This window comes from Methylocystis rosea, assembly GCF_003855495.1.
GTDB lineage: Bacteria > Pseudomonadota > Alphaproteobacteria > Rhizobiales > Beijerinckiaceae > Methylocystis > Methylocystis rosea_A.
Genome location: NZ_CP034086.1, coordinates 387948 through 404441, shown reverse-complemented (window position 1 = coordinate 404441; position 16494 = coordinate 387948). Strand labels below are relative to the sequence as shown.

The 16494-nt window shown below is 63.5% G+C and carries 20 protein-coding genes; 6 read left to right on the top strand and 14 right to left on the bottom strand.

Features of this window, described 5'->3' with window-relative positions; translation table 11 throughout:
- The first annotated feature begins 38 nt into the window (after positions 1–38).
- Both mazF and EHO51_RS01870 read left to right on the top strand, forming a co-directional pair.
- Positions 39–365, top strand: coding sequence for an endoribonuclease MazF (mazF, locus tag EHO51_RS01875; protein ID WP_124737459.1), 327 nt, complete (start codon positions 39–41; stop codon positions 363–365).
- Positions 366–388: 23 nt separating this feature from the next.
- Positions 389–898, top strand: a complete 510-nt coding sequence (locus tag EHO51_RS01870) for a DinB family protein (RefSeq protein WP_124737458.1) — start codon at positions 389–391, stop codon at positions 896–898.
- Here EHO51_RS01870 and EHO51_RS01865 read toward each other — a convergent pair.
- From EHO51_RS01865 to EHO51_RS01810, 12 genes are all read right to left on the bottom strand, one after another.
- Positions 895–1599, bottom strand: a complete 705-nt coding sequence (locus tag EHO51_RS01865) for a pyrimidine 5'-nucleotidase (RefSeq protein WP_124737457.1) — start codon at positions 1597–1599, stop codon at positions 895–897. The genes EHO51_RS01870 and EHO51_RS01865 overlap by 4 nt on opposite strands.
- A gap of 121 nt (positions 1600–1720) precedes the next feature.
- A complete protein-coding gene (locus EHO51_RS01860) occupies positions 1721–2416 on the bottom strand; it encodes an NAD-dependent deacylase (RefSeq protein ID WP_124737456.1) in 696 nt (231 codons plus the stop codon).
- 174 nt (positions 2417–2590) lie between these two features.
- Positions 2591–3457 carry an acetylglutamate kinase gene (argB, locus tag EHO51_RS01855; RefSeq protein WP_018407270.1) on the bottom strand — a complete coding sequence of 289 codons (867 nt, stop codon included), beginning with the start codon at positions 3455–3457 and terminating at the stop codon, positions 2591–2593.
- Positions 3458–3648: 191 nt separating this feature from the next.
- Positions 3649–4302, bottom strand: a complete 654-nt coding sequence (gene yihA / locus EHO51_RS01850; RefSeq protein ID WP_029651579.1) for a ribosome biogenesis GTP-binding protein YihA/YsxC — start codon at positions 4300–4302, stop codon at positions 3649–3651.
- Positions 4299–6080, bottom strand: a complete 1782-nt coding sequence (gene yidC, locus EHO51_RS01845; RefSeq protein WP_124737455.1) for a membrane protein insertase YidC — start codon at positions 6078–6080, stop codon at positions 4299–4301. Before yidC ends, yihA begins: the two co-directional genes overlap by 4 nt.
- Positions 6073–6504: a ribonuclease P protein component gene (gene rnpA, locus EHO51_RS01840; protein WP_245434702.1), complete on the bottom strand. Its 432-nt coding sequence runs from the start codon at positions 6502–6504 to the stop codon at positions 6073–6075. Before rnpA ends, yidC begins: the two co-directional genes overlap by 8 nt.
- A 32-nt stretch (positions 6505–6536) precedes the next feature.
- A complete protein-coding gene (gene rpmH / locus EHO51_RS01835) occupies positions 6537–6671 on the bottom strand; it encodes a 50S ribosomal protein L34 (RefSeq protein WP_083858773.1) in 135 nt (44 codons plus the stop codon).
- A 291-nt stretch (positions 6672–6962) separates the two neighbouring features.
- A complete protein-coding gene (locus EHO51_RS01830) occupies positions 6963–7898 on the bottom strand; it encodes a cytochrome-c peroxidase (RefSeq protein ID WP_245434701.1) in 936 nt (311 codons plus the stop codon).
- A gap of 347 nt (positions 7899–8245) precedes the next feature.
- Complete coding sequence (locus tag EHO51_RS01825) at positions 8246–8995, bottom strand: SCO family protein (protein WP_164479328.1); 750 nt, start codon at positions 8993–8995, stop codon at positions 8246–8248.
- Positions 8992–10275 carry a selenium-binding protein SBP56-related protein gene (locus EHO51_RS01820; RefSeq protein WP_124737452.1) on the bottom strand — a complete coding sequence of 428 codons (1284 nt, stop codon included), beginning with the start codon at positions 10273–10275 and terminating at the stop codon, positions 8992–8994. The genes EHO51_RS01825 and EHO51_RS01820 overlap by 4 nt, the downstream gene beginning before the upstream one ends.
- A 33-nt stretch (positions 10276–10308) precedes the next feature.
- Positions 10309–10578: a DUF4242 domain-containing protein gene (locus EHO51_RS01815; protein ID WP_124737451.1), complete on the bottom strand. Its 270-nt coding sequence runs from the start codon at positions 10576–10578 to the stop codon at positions 10309–10311.
- A gap of 63 nt (positions 10579–10641) precedes the next feature.
- Positions 10642–11235 (bottom strand): TetR/AcrR family transcriptional regulator, encoded by a 594-nt coding sequence (locus EHO51_RS01810; protein WP_124737450.1) that lies wholly within the window; start codon positions 11233–11235, stop codon positions 10642–10644.
- A gap of 555 nt (positions 11236–11790) precedes the next feature.
- On the opposite strand from EHO51_RS01810, the gene ctrA reads away from it, so the two are divergent.
- Together ctrA and EHO51_RS01800 are read left to right on the top strand one after the other, a co-directional pair.
- The gene (gene ctrA / locus EHO51_RS01805) at positions 11791–12492 is read left to right on the top strand and encodes a response regulator transcription factor CtrA (RefSeq protein WP_018407261.1); all 702 of its coding nucleotides are present in this window, start codon (positions 11791–11793) and stop codon (positions 12490–12492) included.
- Between the two features lie 165 nt (positions 12493–12657).
- Positions 12658–13227, top strand: a complete 570-nt coding sequence (locus tag EHO51_RS01800; RefSeq protein WP_245434700.1) for a DUF4142 domain-containing protein — start codon at positions 12658–12660, stop codon at positions 13225–13227.
- Between the two features lie 92 nt (positions 13228–13319).
- Here EHO51_RS01800 and chpT read toward each other — a convergent pair whose 3' ends face one another.
- A complete protein-coding gene (chpT, locus tag EHO51_RS01795; protein ID WP_124737449.1) occupies positions 13320–14006 on the bottom strand; it encodes a histidine phosphotransferase ChpT in 687 nt (228 codons plus the stop codon).
- A gap of 189 nt (positions 14007–14195) precedes the next feature.
- Here chpT and cysQ point away from each other — a divergent pair, with 189 nt between their 5' ends.
- Both cysQ and EHO51_RS01785 read left to right on the top strand, forming a co-directional pair.
- Entirely contained in the window at positions 14196–15053 is an 858-nt protein-coding gene (cysQ, locus tag EHO51_RS01790; RefSeq protein WP_124737448.1) for a 3'(2'),5'-bisphosphate nucleotidase CysQ, read from the top strand.
- A gap of 126 nt (positions 15054–15179) precedes the next feature.
- The gene (locus EHO51_RS01785) at positions 15180–15776 is read left to right on the top strand and encodes a DUF1134 domain-containing protein (RefSeq protein ID WP_124737447.1); all 597 of its coding nucleotides are present in this window, start codon (positions 15180–15182) and stop codon (positions 15774–15776) included.
- 20 nt (positions 15777–15796) lie between these two features.
- Here EHO51_RS01785 and EHO51_RS01780 read toward each other — a convergent pair whose 3' ends face one another.
- Complete coding sequence (locus EHO51_RS01780; RefSeq protein ID WP_164479327.1) at positions 15797–16225, bottom strand: hypothetical protein; 429 nt, start codon at positions 16223–16225, stop codon at positions 15797–15799.
- Between the last annotated feature and the right edge of the window lie 269 nt (positions 16226–16494).

Below are 16494 nucleotides of genomic sequence, written 5' to 3'. Positions count from 1 at the left end.
GCGCGTCGGGAATGACATGCGCGAAATGGATTATTGAAATGCCTTACGTCCCGGAACGCGGCGATATCGTCTGGCTCAGTTTCGATCCGCAGGCGGGCCATGAACAGAAGGGCCATCGTCCGGCGCTGGTGCTCAGTCCCAAGGCCTATAACGGCAAGACGGGGTTGATGCTCTGCTGCCCGATGACGATGAAGATCAAAGCCTATCCATTTGAAGTCCCGCTCGCCGAAGCGAAGCCTTCGGTCGCGCTCGCCGATCAGGTGAAGAGCCTCGACTGGCGCGCGCGCAAGGCGAAGAAGAAAGGCGCGGCGACGAAAGCGGAAGTGGCGGAGGCTTTGGCGAAGGCAAGGACGCTGCTGCAGTAGGCTTCCAGAAGCAAGACGATCGCATGATACGCTCCACATTTGTGCAGACCATGGCGCGCTACAATCGCTGGCAAAACGCCAGCCTTTACGCCGCCGCCGACAGCCTGTCGGACGAAGCGCGGCGCAAGAACCGCGGCGCTTTCTTCAAATCAATTCATGCGAGCCTCAACCATCTTCTTTGGGCGGACCATATGTGGCTGAGCCGCATTTCCGACGCCCCGAGGCCCTCCGCGCCGCTGAGCGAATCAGCTTCGTATCGAGACGATTGGGACGGCTTGAAACGGGACCGCCTCGCCTGCGACGAAAGGCTGATCGCCTGGGCGGACGCCGTTACCGACGACTGGCTCGCCGGCGATCTCATCTGGCGTTCAAGCCTCATGCAATCGGATATGATCAAGCCGAAGTGGCTCGTCGTCAGCCACATCTTCAATCACCAGACCCATCACCGGGGCCAGATTCATGCGATGCTGACGGCCGCGGGCGCCAAGCCGCAAGACACCGATCTGATCTTGATGGAACAACTCGCGACTTAATCCCCGATCAATCCCTCCAAAAACGCCACGATATCGTCCGTCACGAAATCCACATGCGGCTCGTCGCCCGTGGCGATTTCCCAGAGCTCCCGCTCGGGGCCTTCATCATGGGCGGGCAGCACCAGCACCGTCGTCATGCCGCGCGCATGCGGCACGACGAGATTGCGGTCGATGTCCTCGAAGATCACCGAACGCTTTGGCTCGATCTTCAGCTTCTCGAAAAAGCGCATATAGGCGCCTTCCTCGGGCTTATTGATGAAGTCCGCGGCGATGATGTCGAAGATGTCCTCGAAGCAATGGTCGATGCCAAGTTGCTTCGCCGTCTCGACCGCGTGATGGCGCGAGGCGTTGGTGAGGATGAGCTTGCGGCCGGGCAGCGCGGCGATCGCTTCAGCGAGCGAGTGATTATGCGCCAGCGACGAGCGGTCGATATCGTGCACAAAGGCCAGATAGGCCTGCGCGTCGATCCCATGTTCGGTCATCAGCCCGCGCAGCGTCGTGCCGTATTGGCGATAATAATGTTTCTGCAACGCGCGCAGCGAAATGGCGTCGAGGCCGAAGAGCCGCATCATGAACAGCGTGATGCGCGCGTCGATCTTGGGCCAGAGATCGGCGGTCTGCGGATAGAGCGTATTGTCGAGATCGAACACCCAGGTGTCGATCGCGGCGAAGCGCGATCTGTCGGGCAAGAGTTTGGTCATTGCATCGGTCGCCGCATGTCATTCCCGCGAAAGCGGGAATCCGGAGCAACGCCAGCGGTTGTTGTGGTTGCTCTGGATTCCCGATCGCGCTTTGCGCGTCGGGAATGACACTGGGGCTGATTCACGACGCCAATATCTCCTCGACCCATGACGGCGTGATCTCGCTCGCGCGGCCATAGCGTCTGTCGTCAAATTGCGTTGCGTTTTCCGACGCCTCCAGGTTGATCTCGCAGCAGCGCAGGCCTCTTGCGCGCGCCTCGCGCACAAAGCCCGCCGCCGGATAGACGGCGCCTGACGTGCCGATGGCGACGAAAAGATCCGCCGCTCCTAGCGCCGCATAGATATCTTCCATATAGAGCGGCGTCTCGCCGAACCAAACGACATGCGGCCGCAGCGCGCCATCGCATCCGCAACGTGAATCGGTCGAAAGGTCTTCGCGGCAATCGCTCACCGCGCCGCATGAGGCGCAGCGCGCTTTGAGCAATTCGCCGTGCATATGAATGACGCGCGTCGAGCCGGCGCGCTCATGCAGATCGTCGATGTTCTGCGTCACGAGCGTCAATGCGCCGCCGCGCCGTGCGAGTCCGGCTTCGAGCCGCGCCAGCGCGGCGTGGGCGGCGTTGGGCGAAGCGGCGAGCAGATTGCGCCGCCGCGCATTGTAAAACGCATGCACCAGCGCCGGATCACGCATGAAGGCCTCGGGCGTCGCGAGCTGCATGGGATCGTAGCTCTTCCACAGCGCCGCGCCCGGCCCGCGAAAGACGCCAAGGCCGCTTTCGGCGGAAACGCCCGCGCCGGTGAGGATGAAGAGGTTCACTGAATGGCCCTCATCCGACCCTCGCTACGCGAGGGCCACCTTCTCCCGCAAGCGGGAGAAGGGCAAGCGCCAATCATCGCTGCAAACGCAATAGCGAAGCGTCGCCGTTCTTCCTTCTCCCGCAAGCGGGAGAAGGTGTCGCCACGCAGTGGCGACGGATGAGGGCTTCGTTCGTCACCGCGTGATCAGCGTGCCGGCGCCGTGATCGGTGAGCAGTTCGATCAGCACGGCGTGCGGCAGTTTCCCGTCGAGAATGACGACGCCCTCGACGCCGCGCTCGATGGCGTACATGCAGGTCTCGACCTTCGGAATCATGCCGCCGGTGATCACGCCCTCGGCGATGAGGCCGGGAATATCGCCGACCTTCAGCTCTTGGATAATCTGTTTGTCCTTGTCGAGCACGCCCGGCACGTCGGTGAGGAAGATCAGGCGCTTGGCGTGAAGCGCGCCGGCGATCGCGCCGGCGAACGTATCGGCGTTGACATTGTAGCTTTCGCCGCGCGGACCTTCCGCGACGGGCGCCAGCACCGGAATAAGTTCGCGCCCCAGCACCTGATCGAGCACGGTCGTGTCGACCTTGTCGGGCTCGCCCACAAAGCCGAGGTCGACGCCGTCGGGGCGCTCGATCTTTTTGGCGGTGACCATGCGCCCGTCCTTGCCGGTCAGCCCGATGGCGCGCCCGCCTTCCGAATTGATGTAGCCGACGATCTGCTTGTTGATGGAGCCGGCGAGCACCATCTCGACGACGTCCATCGTCTCTTCGTCGGTGATGCGCAGGCCATCGGCGAAACGCGACTCGACGCCGAGCCGCTTCAGCATTGCGCCGATCTGCGGCCCGCCGCCGTGCACGACGACGGGATTCACGCCGGACTGTTCGAGCAGCACCATGTCGCGGGAAAAATCGCGCGCCACCTGATCGTCGCCCATGGCGTGGCCGCCGTATTTCACCACGACGATGGCGTCGTCGTAGCGCAGCATGTGCGGCAGCGCCTGCATGAGAATGCGGGCTTGCTGGAGCGCGGTGTCGACGGCGTCGGTCATCTGAGAATCCTGACTGAAGGCTGCGTCAAAAACGCCCCCTCCCTGTCCCTCCCCCGCTTCGCGGGAGAGGGGACGCTAACGAGCGGCGTGAGCGACCTCTACAAAGTGCCGAATCTACCCCCTCTCCCGCGAAGCGGGGGAGGGTTGGGGTGGGGGTTCTAAATTGACCTAGCCCGCCGCGCCCGTCGCATTCAAGCGTTTCGTTCGGCGAGGAGCTTCGCGATCGCGGCGCGAAGCTCGGCGATCCCCTCACCGCCGTGCGCCGAGGTGAAAATCACTTCAGGAAAGGCGGCGGGACGCTTCTCCAGCGCCTTCATCGTCGCGGCGAGGACCTCGTCGCGCTCGGCGATCTTCAATTCGTCATGCTTGGTCAGAATGACCTGATAGGAGACGGCCGACTGATCGAGGAGATCGAACATCTCTTCGTCGAGCGGCTTCACGCCGCGGCGCCCGTCGACGAGCACGAAGACGCGGGCGAGGCTGGCCCTCCCCTTCAGATAGTCGCGCATCAGCTGCGACCAGTTCGCCACCTTCTCCTTGCCGACGGCCGCGTAGCCATAGCCCGGCATGTCGACGAGGCGCAGCCGCTCCGCGCCCGGCGCGCCGCCCAGCGCGAAGAAATTCAGCTGCTGCGTGCGTCCCGGCGTGTTGGAGACGCGCGCGAGCGTCTTGCGGTTCGTCAAGGCGTTGAGGAGCGAGGATTTGCCGACGTTGGAGCGCCCTGCGAAGGCGATCTCCGGCGGGCCGATGACCGGCAGATCGCTCGACTTGGCGCTGGCGAAGATGAAGTCGCAGGGGCCGGCAAAGAGCAGCCGGCCCGGTTCGCTGAAGTCGGTTTCGGTCACGCTCTCTGGAACGTCTTGCGCAGATTGTCCCAGAACTCGAACCTCACGCCGGCGCGCTTCATGATGACGCCCTGCTGGACGATGGACAGGAGATTGTTCCACGTCCAGTAGATCAGCAGGCCGGAGGCGAAGCCGCCCATGGTGAATGTGAAGATCACCGGCATCCAGGCGAACATCGTCTTCTGAATCTCGTCGGCGGGCTCCGGATTCATCTTCATCTGCAGCCACATCGAGACGCCCATCAGCAGCGGCCAGACGCCGAGCGCCAGATAGGGGCCGAAGATCGCCACATGGGTGGGATCGAAAGGCAGCACCCCGAACAGGTTGAAGACATTCGTCGGGTCGGGCGCCGAGAGATCCCTGATCCAGCCGAAGAACGGCGCGTGACGCATTTCGATCGTGACGACCAGCACTTTATAGAGCGAGAAGAACACCGGGATCTGCACGATCACCGGCAGACAGCCGCTCGCGGGGTTAACCTTCTCCCGCTTGAAGAGCTCCATCTGCTCCATGTTGAACTTGTGCTTGTCGTCGCCGTATTTTTCCTTCAGCTCTTTGATTCTTGGCTGAATCGCCTTCATTTTGGCGATCGACTGATAGCTCTTGTTGGCGAGCGGCAGGAAGGCGAGCTTGACGATCACGGTGACCGCCAGAATGGCGAGGCCGAAATTCCCCAAGAGCTTGTAAAGGAAGTCGATCAGCCGGAACATGGGCCGGGTGATGAAGTAGAACCATCCCCAGTCGATCAGAAGATCGAAGCGCTTCAGGCCAGGATTGGCTTTATAGGCGTCGAGCACGTCGACGACCTTGGCGCCGGCGAAGACATAGGTCGTCGCCTCCGCCCACTTGCCGGGCTCGATCGTCTTCTGGTCGCTGACCGTATCGGCCTGATAGGTTTTCACCGCGCCGCCCATCGAGGCGAAGCGCGCCTCCATGGGCAGATTTTGGTCGGGAGCGACCACGGCCGCCCAATATTTGTCCGTCAGCCCAACCCAGCCGCCGACCCCCTTGTAGGTCTTGACCGCGTTGTCCTCTTTCTCGATCTTGTCGTAGGTGACTTCCTCGCCCGTCTCGCCGACGACGCCGACGAAGCCTTCGTGCAACGCCGCATAGCCCGCGGATGGCGGGTGGCCGACGCGGCTCACGCGCGCGTAGTTAAAAAGCGTGACGGGAACGCCCGCTTTGTTCTCGACGCTGTCCTTGACGGTGAAGAGATATTCGTCGTCCACCGAGATGACGCGCTTGAAAACGAGGCCGTGGCCATTGTCCCAGCTCAGCGTCACCGGCTTTGCCGTCGTCAGCCCGTCGGCGTCCGTGGTCCACAGCGTCTCGGTGGTCGGCAGAACCGGCGCGTTTTCGGTTTCGGCGGTCAGATAGCCGAGTTCCGCATAATAGGGGCTGGGGCCGTCCTCGGGCGAGAGCAGCGTGATGATCGGGCTCGAGGGATCGACGGTCTCGCGATAATTCTTCAACGAGACGTCGTCGATACGCCCGCCTTTCAGCGCGATCGAGCCGGAGATTGATCTGGTGTCGATGGCGATCCGGGGGCTGAGCGCCAGAGCTTCAGCGCGCGTCTTGGGCGCGGCCTTTACCGGCGGCTGGCCGGCTGTGACCCGCTCGGGCGCGCCAAGCTGAGGAACCTTGGCAAGCTTCTCCTGCTGAGTCTGCGCCCGGCGCTGCTTGTCGATCTCGGGGAAGGCGTAAAAATAGTCCCACAGGCCGATGAAGACCAGCGACAACGCCGCGGCGAGGATCATGTTCTTAACGTTTTCACTCATGGCCGCGTAAGCCTGTCTTCCTGTTTGCGTCTCGGGCGCGCCGCGCGCCGCGATCGTTCAACCTGGCGAGTCCTTCGGTCATCTGCGCGAGCAGTTCGGCGAATGGCGCGGAGAGGGACACGGGCCGCGCGACGAAGACGTAATCCCGGCCGGGCTTCGCGCCAAGGGCGCCGCCGAGCCGCAGCGCCTCGCGGAGCCTGCGGCGAATGCGGTTGCGACCCACCGCGCCGGCGACCTTCCGCGTGACGGTGAGGCCGAAGCGGGCCGGCGCGTGCGAGTCCGTGAGCTCCCGCGGCGCCATCTGCACCGTAAAGGCGGGCAACGCAACGCGCGCGCCGCGCGCCGCGCGCACGAAATCCGCGCGCCGGCGCAGCGTCTCCGGGCGCGGGGACTTCTCATCTTCGGCGGGGACTTGCGCCTTCATGCAGTCATCCGCCTCGTCCGCATTCAGCCGGATCAGGCCGAGAGGCGCTTGCGTCCGCGGGCGCGCCGCGCGGCGATAACGTTGCGGCCGCCGACCGTGGCCATGCGGGCGCGAAAGCCGTGACGGCGCTTGCGCACAATCTTGCTAGGCTGAAATGTCCGTTTCACCGTTCTTCTCCGCTGGCGAAAGGGGCTTGCGCCCGGCTCCCGCGCTTGTCTTGCCTGTCGCCGTCGGCGGCCGCGCCGCAGACGGCTCAAAAAAGTTTCGGCGCCCGCGACGACGCACAGCCGTCACAAAACATTCGCCGCCCCTTTTGGAGCGGCGCCGATCGCAGGCATATAGGAGAAAGCGCAGGTTCAAGTCAATGTTCGTCCCGCCCGTTTTGCGCCGGCGCCTTGCGAAAACGGCCTAGTGCGGCGCGACCGAGGATCGGGGAGTTCCCGCCCGCCGGTCTCGCGTCAAAGCGCCTCAAGAAAGGCGACGATCGCGGCTTTTTCTTCTAGAGTCAGATCCAGCGGACGGATTTTCGGGTCGAGCGACGGATTGGCGCCCCCGCCGCCATCGTAGAACTCGACGACCTCGGCAAGCGTCCTCAAGCTTCCGTCGTGCATGTAGGGCGCGCTCTCGCTGACGCCGCGCAGCATCGGCGTCGTATAGGCCCAACGGTCGGCCGGCGCATTGGTGATCTCGAAACGGCCGACGTCATTCGGCGCGCCGGTCTGAGCGAGGCCGATCGCAGCAATGTCGACATTTTGGAGAATCCCGGGCGCGAGCTGCACCAGCCTTTTGCCGCCCGCCGCCCCGGACCGAAACGCGACGCCTGTGTTATGCCAGGACTGATCGGTGAAAAGCGCCATCTCAGGTCCAATCGCGTGGCAGGCGGCGCAGCCGGCCTTGCCGATGAAAAGCTCGTAACCGCGCCATTCCTGAGGCGTCAACGCCGACCGTTCGCCGCCATAGACGGCGCGATCGAAACGCCCGCCGCCGCGCAGCAGCGCAGCCTCATAGGCGGCGATGGCGCGCCCGAGCGTCATCATCGTCGCGCCTTCGCCCGGAAAGGCCGCCTCGAACAGCGGCCCATAGTCGGCGTCGGCGCGAAGCCGGGCGATGAGCGGACCGATCCCGGCGTTGCCCATCTCGTCGGCCGCGAGCAGCGGCCCCCAGACCTGCGCGGCGAGATCGGTCTCGCGGCCGTCGTGAAACAGGAATTTCTTGAAGGCGACATTATAGAGCGACGGCGCGTTGCGCCGCAGCGACCGCCCCTCCATGCCGATCGAGAGCGCGCTTTGGTTTGAGGCGAAGCCCTGTGCGGGAATATGGCACATGGCGCAGGACAGCGTGCCGTTCGCCGAAAGGCTGCGGTCGAAGAACAGTTTCTCGCCGAGATTGCGCATGGCCGGCGTTCCCGCGACCGTTGCGGGAACGGGCGGAAGCCCCAGCGGCGATTGGATGTCCTCCGCTGCGGCGTGGCCGACGCAAAACAATAGCGCCAGCGCTTGCAGAAAGCGCGCAATACCTCCCCCTTGCGGGGAGGTCGCGACACGTAGTGTCGCGGGTGGGGGAAAAAGCCACCCCACCCCGAACCGCTTTGCGGTTCGACCCTCCCCGTGAAGGGGAGGGATGACGCGCCCGTCCGAATGACCGCCGTTATTGCAAGGGAAGCGAAGCGATCCAGAGCTTCGCGTGCGGCGCTTGGACTGCTTCGTCGCCGCGCTCCTACGAATGGCGAACGGCAGGACGCTCACCTCGCAGCGCCCGCATTGTTCGCCTCCGGAAACTCCATGGCGAGCGTGCGCGCGTCATTGAGCAGATTTTCGGGCGTGAGGAAGGCGGCGCTATAGATCTCGCGCACCCAGCCGTCTGGATCAATCAGAAAGATCTTGAGCATATGATTGATCGCGCCCGAACGCCGCCCAGTTTGGTCGGCTTCGAAAGCGATGTCCTGACCCATTTGCGCGATCAGCGGCGAGAGGTCGCTCAGCGAACGACTGGTGACAAACGCCCAAGGAACCCTGTCGGCTTCGTTCTCGCTGCTTTGCAGCAGGCGCATGACGTTGGGCGTATCGTGCTCGGGATCGAGGCTCGCGAAGACGAGCCGCAATCTCGATTTGAGCAGCGGATCGTCGTTGGCGTCGCGCGCGACCGTCTCGAAGGTCGACCAGGCGAGAGGACAGCCTGCCGGATCGGCGCACTGCGCATAAAAGAAGGCGAGAGCCGTCACCGCGCCGCGCGTATAGGCGGAGAGCTGCGTCGCCCTGCCCTCGGCGTCGAGCAGTTGCGCCTCGGGGGCGCGCTGAATGCGCTGAAGAACATAAGCGCCGGGTCGCGGAAGATTAGCGGCCTCGGCCTTCGCAGGCTGCGCGCGCGTCTCAGCCGCGCGCAGCGGCGCGGCCAAGGGTGCGGTCCAGAGCGCCGCCAAAACCAGCGCGAGACCGACGAACGCGGCGAAAGGCGCGCGTGCGCACTCCGTCTGTCGTGCTCCGCCCGTCACCGCAGCTCGGCCTTTTGGGCGCGCGCGGTGAATTTCATGTGATGCGCGCGGCCGAGTCCCTCCTTATGAAAGTCGACGACGAAATCTTCCCTCAGCTCCTTCCCGTCCCAAGAGTAGCCCTTGAGGAACTGCTCGTTGTCGGCGTTCTTCTTGTCCCAGTTGGCGAGCAGCGAGGTCGTGAAGTAGACGCGCTTCCCGTCCCAGCTTTGCGAGACCATGTTCACCTGCGCGCCGATCTTTTTCGCATAGACCTGTTTCGGCGCTTCCGGATTGGAAAGATCAAAGAGCCGCGCCGTTCCATCCATGAAGGTGTTGACCCAGAGCGACGATGCGTCAGACGAAATCGAGATGTCGACAGGCAAGGGAATTTTCGATGGATCGCCGACGTCGGCGACGGCTTTCGCCTGCCACTCGTTCTTGTCGTCCTGCTTGATCAGGTAGAGTTTCGAAGTGAGCGCGCCGGCGGTGATCGCCCAATTGGCGCCCGGCTTCAGCGCCCAGCGAATTTCGAGCGGCGCGCCGGGAACGGAAAACACCTTGAGAGGCTTCATCGCCTTCAAGTCCCACATTACCATCGTGTTCCCGAAATTCTTCATCGCGGAATCGTCTTGGATGAGTTGGGAAAGATCCATCATGTAATTGGTCCAGCCGGTGAAGCTCGACGTCAGCATGCGGTTCTGGGCGGGATTGATGGCGATGTCATAGCCATAGCCGTCACCGCCGTCAGTGAGCGGCATCGGCGTCGTCGTCACGAGTTCGCCAGCGTTGTTGTAGGTGATCAGCCCGGTGACGCCGCCGTGATCCTTCTTGTTCGAAAGCGCTTGCACCAGCATGCGGCCGGGCAGCGCATAGAACGTGTGCGGGCCGACATAGCCCGTGCTCTCGGCGAGATTGTCGATGGTTTTGACAAGCTTCGGCGTCGAGGGATCAGAGCCGACGTCGAAGATGAAAATCTTGCTGTCGTCGAGACGGCCCGCCCAGAGATATTTGCGATCGTCGCTGAATCCCATGTGATGCGCTTCGCCGCGTCCGCCGACGGCAATCGTGTGAATCACCTTTCCGTAGGTCGCCGAGCCAGGAATGACGTCGATCGTGACGAGCTTGTCGGATCCGTCGCCGACGCCCTTCTCGCCAAGCGTCCAGACGTGGAGATATTGCTCCTGCCCCTTGATCAACCCGCTCATGAACGGCGAGTTGCAGGTCTCATCCGCGATGGCGGGCGCAAGCGCGCCCCCCAAAAGAAGCGCGCAGAGGACTGCGCGTGACGGCAAGCTTTTCATTTGAACCACTCTCCCTTGTTGGTCAGTCCCCGGTCAGGCGGTCGCAGGGTCTATGATCGCTCTGATTTCGCTGATCCGGTTGGCCGGAAAGCCTCCTTGCTCCGCATGTTCTTTGATCGCCGCCGCGTTCTCGGCGATGTAGACGCAGTAGACCTTATCCTCGGTGACATAGCTTTCGACCCACTGGGTCTGCGGGCCAAGCGCGCGCAGGACGGCGCAGGAGCGCTGCGAGATCGCCTGGAGATCGGCCCGCGTCATCTTCCCGGCGCCGGGGATGTCCCGTTCGATGATGAATTTCGGCATCGTCTTTCCCCTACTTGGAGCCCAAATTGATATGACCGGTCGTCTCATTAGGGCGCAAATGGATCACGCCTTGAAGTAGCCGTTGAGCAGCATGTCGCAGAACTGCGTCAGCGGACGCACCGAGCGCTCGATCTTCATGCGCAGCAACGCGCCCTGCCAGAAATTGACGAGAAGGTCAGCCATTTCCTTCGCGTCCATGTCCGTGCGGAAACCGCCTTCCCGCTGAGCGCTGGCGATTCCCTCGCGCAGCTTGTCGCGATAGCGGTGCACGGCCTCGCGCAGCGACGTCTGGCAGAGATCGCTCGTGTCGCCGATCTCGCCGATGAGATTGCCGAGCAGGCACCCGCCCCGGAACTCCAGGCGTTCGGTCTCTTCGATCAGCTCATCGAAGTAGGCGCGCAGCGCCGCCGCGGCGCCAAGATCCTTGCGCTGAAGCTGTGCGTCGAGCCGTTTGATGAACGGTTCGATGTAATGTGCGACGACCTCTGCGCTGAAGGCCTCTTTGCTCTCGAAATAATTGTAGAAGGAGCCCTTCGGCACGCCGACGCTCTGCACCAGCTCCTGCAGACCGGTGCCGTGATAGCCCTGCTCCATCAGCAGGACGACCCCCCGGTCCAGAAGCTTCTCCTTCAGCTCTTTGGCGTCGCGTCGGCTCATGGCGTCATAATATGACCAGTCGTCTTATCTTGGCAAGAGCGCGCGTACGACGCCGGCGCGAAACGACTGAATCAGAAGCGCGAAGCGTTTTGCACGTCATCGGCCGCGCTCGCTTCGCAAGCGTGTGTCGTCGCAAGCCTGACGTCGCCCCGCCTCATTGACGCCGCGCATTGGGCGAGGCGATGGCGCTAATGAGGCCATAAGCGCCGGATGAGCGCCCTGCCCGCATGCGCGCCGCGCGCCGCGCAATTCGTTACGCGCTCCGTATTTTGTCTTTGCCCACCGGACTCGCCGCGGCGTATAGATTGGAAACGACGCGTGATTCGCGCGTCGCTGTCCGTGTCCTTCCAGACGTAGCGTGACGCGTCCGCCTTGCTTACCGCCCAAGATTAAGATTTAGGGCAGCGTTTGAGGCGTAAGTGAAGGTTTATTAACCAATTCCGCTTACCTTCGCTGAAGGTCGGTCAGGTCGCTGAGGCGAGGACTCTCGCCGGCCGCCGGCGCGCGTCCTTCGCGCGGTCGGTCGCGGACGATGGAGCTCGGTGGGGAACCAACATGCGCGTTTTATTGATCGAAGACGACAGCGCGACGGCTCAAAGTATTGAGCTCATGCTCAAATCCGAGAACTTCAACGTCTATACGACCGATCTCGGCGAAGAGGGCATCGACCTCGGCAAGCTCTATGATTACGACATTATTCTTCTCGACCTTAACCTGCCCGACATGTCCGGATATGAGGTGCTGCGCACGCTGCGCGTCGCCAAGGTGAAGACCCCGATCCTCATTCTCTCCGGACTCGCCGGCATCGAAGACAAGGTGAAGGGCCTAGGCTTCGGCGCCGACGATTATCTGACGAAGCCCTTTCATAAGGACGAACTGGTCGCGCGCATTCACGCCATCGTCCGCCGCTCCAAGGGCCACGCCCAATCGATCATCATCACCGGCGACCTCATCGTCAATCTCGACCAGAAGACGGTGGAAGTCAGCGGCGCCCGCGTGCATCTGACCGGCAAGGAATATCAGATGCTGGAGCTGCTCTCGCTGCGCAAGGGCACGACGCTGACGAAGGAGATGTTCCTCAATCATCTTTATGGCGGGATGGACGAGCCGGAATTGAAGATCATCGACGTGTTCATTTGCAAATTGCGCAAGAAGCTCGCCAACGCCAGCGAAGGCCGCAACTACATCGAGACCGTTTGGGGCCGCGGCTATGTGCTGCGCGAGCCCAGCGAAGCGGAAGAACGCATCACCGCCTGATACGGCGCCATCGCCAACGCTGAAGCAAAAGCGCGATCACGAGCGAAACGCAAAACGCCGCGTCCGAGGATGCGGCGTTTTCTTTTTGCCAACTGAAGCATCTCGAGGAACAGGCGTGTGCGCGATCGGTTTACGGTGCGGGGGCCAAACGTCGAGGAGACGAAGATGAGGAAACCCCTGCTGGCCGGCGCCATGGCGCTTGCGCTTCTGGCGCCCAGTTACGCGCTTGCCGGGTCTTGGACGAAATCCGGCTCAACGGCCACGATGACCCGAACAAACCGAGTGGACGCCACGACCCAGAACTTCGTGGACAAGGCCTGGAACATCGGCAATTTTGAAATTCAGGCCGGACGCGAAGCTCAGAACAAGGCAAACACTCAGGACTTCCTCGACTATGCCCGTAGGATCATCAGAGATCACACGAACATGGACGACGAACTGAAGCCGATCCTGCAGCAAGGCGGGATTAACGCGCCGACCGCGCTCGACAAGGAACACCAGAATCTTCTGCAGCAATTGACCTCAGCGACGGGCGCGCGCTTCGAAGAGCGCTTCCGGACACAGCAGATCGACGGACACGAGAAGGCTGTGAAGCTTTTCGAAAGCTACGCCAAGAACGGTCAGAACGCCGATCTGAAGCGATGGGCGCAGAGCGCCATTCCGATGCTGGAGAACCATCTGCGCGACGCCAAGGCGCTTCCGCGCGCGACTCAGCGAAGCACCAGCGCCGATTAGTGCGTCTGCGCTTGGCTGAGACGCTTCATCGAAGACGGCAGGATCCGCGGGTCTCGCGCGGGTCCCGCAAGGCTCCACCCCGGGGCTTGGCTTCAGGCGACGGCGCTCTCTGCAGGCGCATCCATCCCCGCCGCCGCTTGGACAGGGATCGCCTCGATCGTCACGAGTTCCGGCTCACTGGAAACAACAACCTGCATGCCGCAGGCATTGGCCACAAGGCCGGCGTAATAGGCTTGAATGGCGCGGGCGTCTATCGCGCCCTCTTCCGATTCGCCTTCGAGCAGCCGAGGAACGTTCGACGCGACGCGCGCATTGACGCCTTTCGCCTCGATCCTGAACGTCACCCGATCGTCTTCACCCGCCGAGCTAACGGAAATCACGCCGCCACGCGGGATCGCCGCGTCGGCCAAGACGCAGAGGTTCAGCAGCAGCTTGACCTTGTTCTTGGACATCAGCACGCGCGGAACGCTCCAAAACAGTTGCGTGCGCTCGTCCGCGATCAGCTGGCGCGTCACCAGTTCGGCGTCGCCCGTGTCGATCGAGGCGCCCTTGGAACCGGCGGCGCCGAAGGCGAGCCGGCAAAACTGCAGCCGCGCCGACGCCTCATTGGCGCTCGATTTGATCAGCGCCAGCGCATGGCCGCGCATCTCGGCGTCCTTCTCCTCCTCGAGCACTTCAAGACCATTGACGATCGCGCCCACCGGCGAAATGACGTCGTGACAGACCCGCGAGGACAGGAGCGCGGCAAGATCGAGAGGGTCGAGCGAGAATTTGGTCATGATGCCATCCAAAGCGGGTGAAGGCGGCGACGTCTCAAGAAAGCTTGATCCCGTCTTCCTGTATGATGCGCGGCGGACTGACGCGGCGCGCGAATCACTGCGTTCAGGCTAAAACGAAACTAGCGGGCGCCGCGCGGATTGCAAATGACATGCGCCTGAATCGCAAACAAACGTTGGGGGAATCGAACGATGGCGGCGGAGAGATTTGTTCAGTCGGCGAGCGCGTCTGGCGACATCGAAGACCTCGCCCGCCTGTTCGCGAATATGGCGATTGCGGCGGGCGCGCTGGCGATGGAGACGCTGGCCAATGCAAGAATCGAGTCGCGACTCAAGGGCGATACATCGCCCGTGACCGAGGCGGACGAGCGGATCGAGGCCTATCTGCTCCGCGAACTCGAAGCGGCGCTGCCCGGCGTGCCCTTTTTGGCCGAGGAGAGCGCCGCGCGCGGCAAGACGCTCGGCGCCGGCGACGCCTTTTTGTTGATCGATCCGATTGACGGCACGCGCGAGTTTCTCGCCCGCAGCTCGGATTTCACCATCAATGTGGCGCTCGCGGAGAAGAACGCGCCGCGCGTTGGCGCCGTTTACGCGCCGGCGCAAGGCCGCGTCTGGTTCGCCGGCGCGCAGGGCTATGAGGCGCAGGCGGCCCCTGGCGGGTCCTTGCCGCCGATGCAGGACTGGCGTCCGCTGCGTGCGCGGCCGCGTCCCCCGGAAGGGCTGGTCGCGTTGATTTCGAAGTCTCACCTCGACGAGGCGACGAAAGCGTTTCTCTCGCGACAGCGCATCGCGCGCAGCGCGCCCGTTGGCTCCTCGATTAAATTCTGCCTGCTGGCCAATGGCGAGGCGGACGTCTATCCGCGTTTCGGACCGACGATGGAATGGGACACCGCCGCGGGCGACGCCGTGCTGCGCGCGGCCGGCGGCGTCACGCTCGATCCGGATGGCGCGCCGCTGCGCTACGGCAAGAAGGCCGACGATTATCGCAATGGTCCGTTCATCGCCTGGGCCGACGCGGCCGCGCTCGAAGCCGCCGCAACGCTTCCTTAACTACGGCGCGCGACTTTGGCGGGCGCAAGTCCGCCTGTCGCCTTTGCGACGCAACTGCGCCGCGGGTCGGCCATCGTTGACGCCGACGCATGGCGCTTGAACACGTTCGTCCTGGAGTTCGTCGTCATGAGCAAATCTTCGTTCAACGCCGCCTCGCGCCGCGACCTGTTTCGCCTCGCCGCCGCCTCGGCCTGCGCTTGGGCGGCTCCTGGTTCTTTCGCCCGCGCGGCGCAGCGGCCCGAAACCTATTCCAGCGGTGAGATCGTCGAGAACGGCCACCGCTTTTTCGGCTCTATTTCGCGCGGCCTCGCCGAAGGCGTCGAGCGCGCGTCGCGGCAGTGGGGCAGTCCCAACGCCTATATCCTTGGCCAGGAGGCGGGCGGCGCGTTCGTCGGCGGGCTCCGCTATGGCGAGGGCAGGATGTATACGCGCAACGCCGGCCAGCAACGCGTGTTCTGGCAAGGCCCATCGATTGGCCTCGACGCCGGCGCCGACGGCGCCCGGACGATGATGCTCGTCTATAATCTGCCGTCGGTCGACTCTATCTATCGGCGGTTCTCCGGCGCCGCCGGATCAGCCTATCTCGTCGGCGGCCTCGGATTCACCGCGCTCAACAATGACGAAGTGGTCGTCATGCCGGTGCGCTCGGGACTTGGCGCGCGGCTCGGCCTCAATCTCGGCTATCTGAAATTCACGCCGGAATCGACCTGGAACCCGTTCTGATCCGCTTCTCACGCGCCGACTTAAGGCGCAAAAGCCCCGTTCGCCCCCACACGGCGCGGAGACGGAGCGAGCGGCTCCCTGGCGACGAATCCGCAAATCCCGCAGGCCTCGTCGCCGCGCTGCCCGCGCCAGCGGCAATCATGACGAATGCTGCATTCGTAGGCGGGACTGCGCTTCACCGGCGCAGCCGCCTCAGCGAGCAGTTGCGCGATGCGGCCGAGCACGGCGCATCCGCCGCCGCTCCAATGCGCACAGTCGTTTTCAACACAAATCGGCGCGAATTGGATGCGCGCGGCCGGCGCGGCCTGCGTTTGCGCGGCGGCGAGAACGCTTTCATCCGCCGCAAGGGTAGTCGCGAAGACTCGCTCATTGGTGGCGCCTTGCGGGCTTCTTTCGGCCGGATCGCCGACAAGAAGCGCGGGCGCGCCGGGACAGCGCATGGCGCTCATCGCCGAGCCCGCCGCAATCGCGGCGCGCCGCGCGCGCGGCCCCCGCGAAAAACGCCAGCGGATAAAATCATTTGGCTTCTCCTGCTTTCAGCGAGCAACGCCAGCGGCCGTTGCTTCCGCCGTTCTGCGGCCCGCAGGCGGGAAAGTCGTCATTCAAACGGACGACGCGGCGCGCCGCGGTCGTATTGCATCGCGCGCGCCGACGAACCATAGCTCGTGCTTTGCGTTCCGCGTCATTACGTGGCAAAATCCGCAGCGCCGTCCACCTT

Excerpts from the sequence above, each read along its gene's own strand:
- EHO51_RS01785 (WP_124737447.1), top strand. The coding sequence starts at position 15,180 with ATGAGCAAATCTTCGTTCAACGCCGCCTCGCGCCGCGACCTGTTTCGC.
- mazF (WP_124737459.1), top strand. The coding sequence starts at position 39 with ATGCCTTACGTCCCGGAACGCGGCGATATCGTCTGGCTCAGTTTCGAT.
- EHO51_RS01870 (WP_124737458.1), top strand. The coding sequence starts at position 389 with ATGATACGCTCCACATTTGTGCAGACCATGGCGCGCTACAATCGCTGG.
- EHO51_RS01830 (WP_245434701.1), bottom strand. The coding sequence starts at position 7,898 with ATGCGCAATCTCGGCGAGAAACTGTTCTTCGACCGCAGCCTTTCGGCG.
- rnpA (WP_245434702.1), bottom strand. The coding sequence starts at position 6,504 with ATGAAGGCGCAAGTCCCCGCCGAAGATGAGAAGTCCCCGCGCCCGGAG.
- yidC (WP_124737455.1), bottom strand. The coding sequence starts at position 6,080 with ATGAGTGAAAACGTTAAGAACATGATCCTCGCCGCGGCGTTGTCGCTG.
- EHO51_RS01865 (WP_124737457.1), bottom strand. The coding sequence starts at position 1,599 with ATGACCAAACTCTTGCCCGACAGATCGCGCTTCGCCGCGATCGACACC.
- EHO51_RS01810 (WP_124737450.1), bottom strand. The coding sequence starts at position 11,235 with ATGAGCCGACGCGACGCCAAAGAGCTGAAGGAGAAGCTTCTGGACCGG.
- cysQ (WP_124737448.1), top strand. The coding sequence starts at position 14,196 with ATGGCGGCGGAGAGATTTGTTCAGTCGGCGAGCGCGTCTGGCGACATC.
- chpT (WP_124737449.1), bottom strand. The coding sequence starts at position 14,006 with ATGACCAAATTCTCGCTCGACCCTCTCGATCTTGCCGCGCTCCTGTCC.
- EHO51_RS01815 (WP_124737451.1), bottom strand. The coding sequence starts at position 10,578 with ATGCCGAAATTCATCATCGAACGGGACATCCCCGGCGCCGGGAAGATG.
- EHO51_RS01800 (WP_245434700.1), top strand. The coding sequence starts at position 12,658 with ATGAGGAAACCCCTGCTGGCCGGCGCCATGGCGCTTGCGCTTCTGGCG.
- ctrA (WP_018407261.1), top strand. The coding sequence starts at position 11,791 with ATGCGCGTTTTATTGATCGAAGACGACAGCGCGACGGCTCAAAGTATT.
- argB (WP_018407270.1), bottom strand. The coding sequence starts at position 3,457 with ATGACCGACGCCGTCGACACCGCGCTCCAGCAAGCCCGCATTCTCATG.
- EHO51_RS01820 (WP_124737452.1), bottom strand. The coding sequence starts at position 10,275 with ATGAAAAGCTTGCCGTCACGCGCAGTCCTCTGCGCGCTTCTTTTGGGG.
- EHO51_RS01780 (WP_164479327.1), bottom strand. The coding sequence starts at position 16,225 with ATGAGCGCCATGCGCTGTCCCGGCGCGCCCGCGCTTCTTGTCGGCGAT.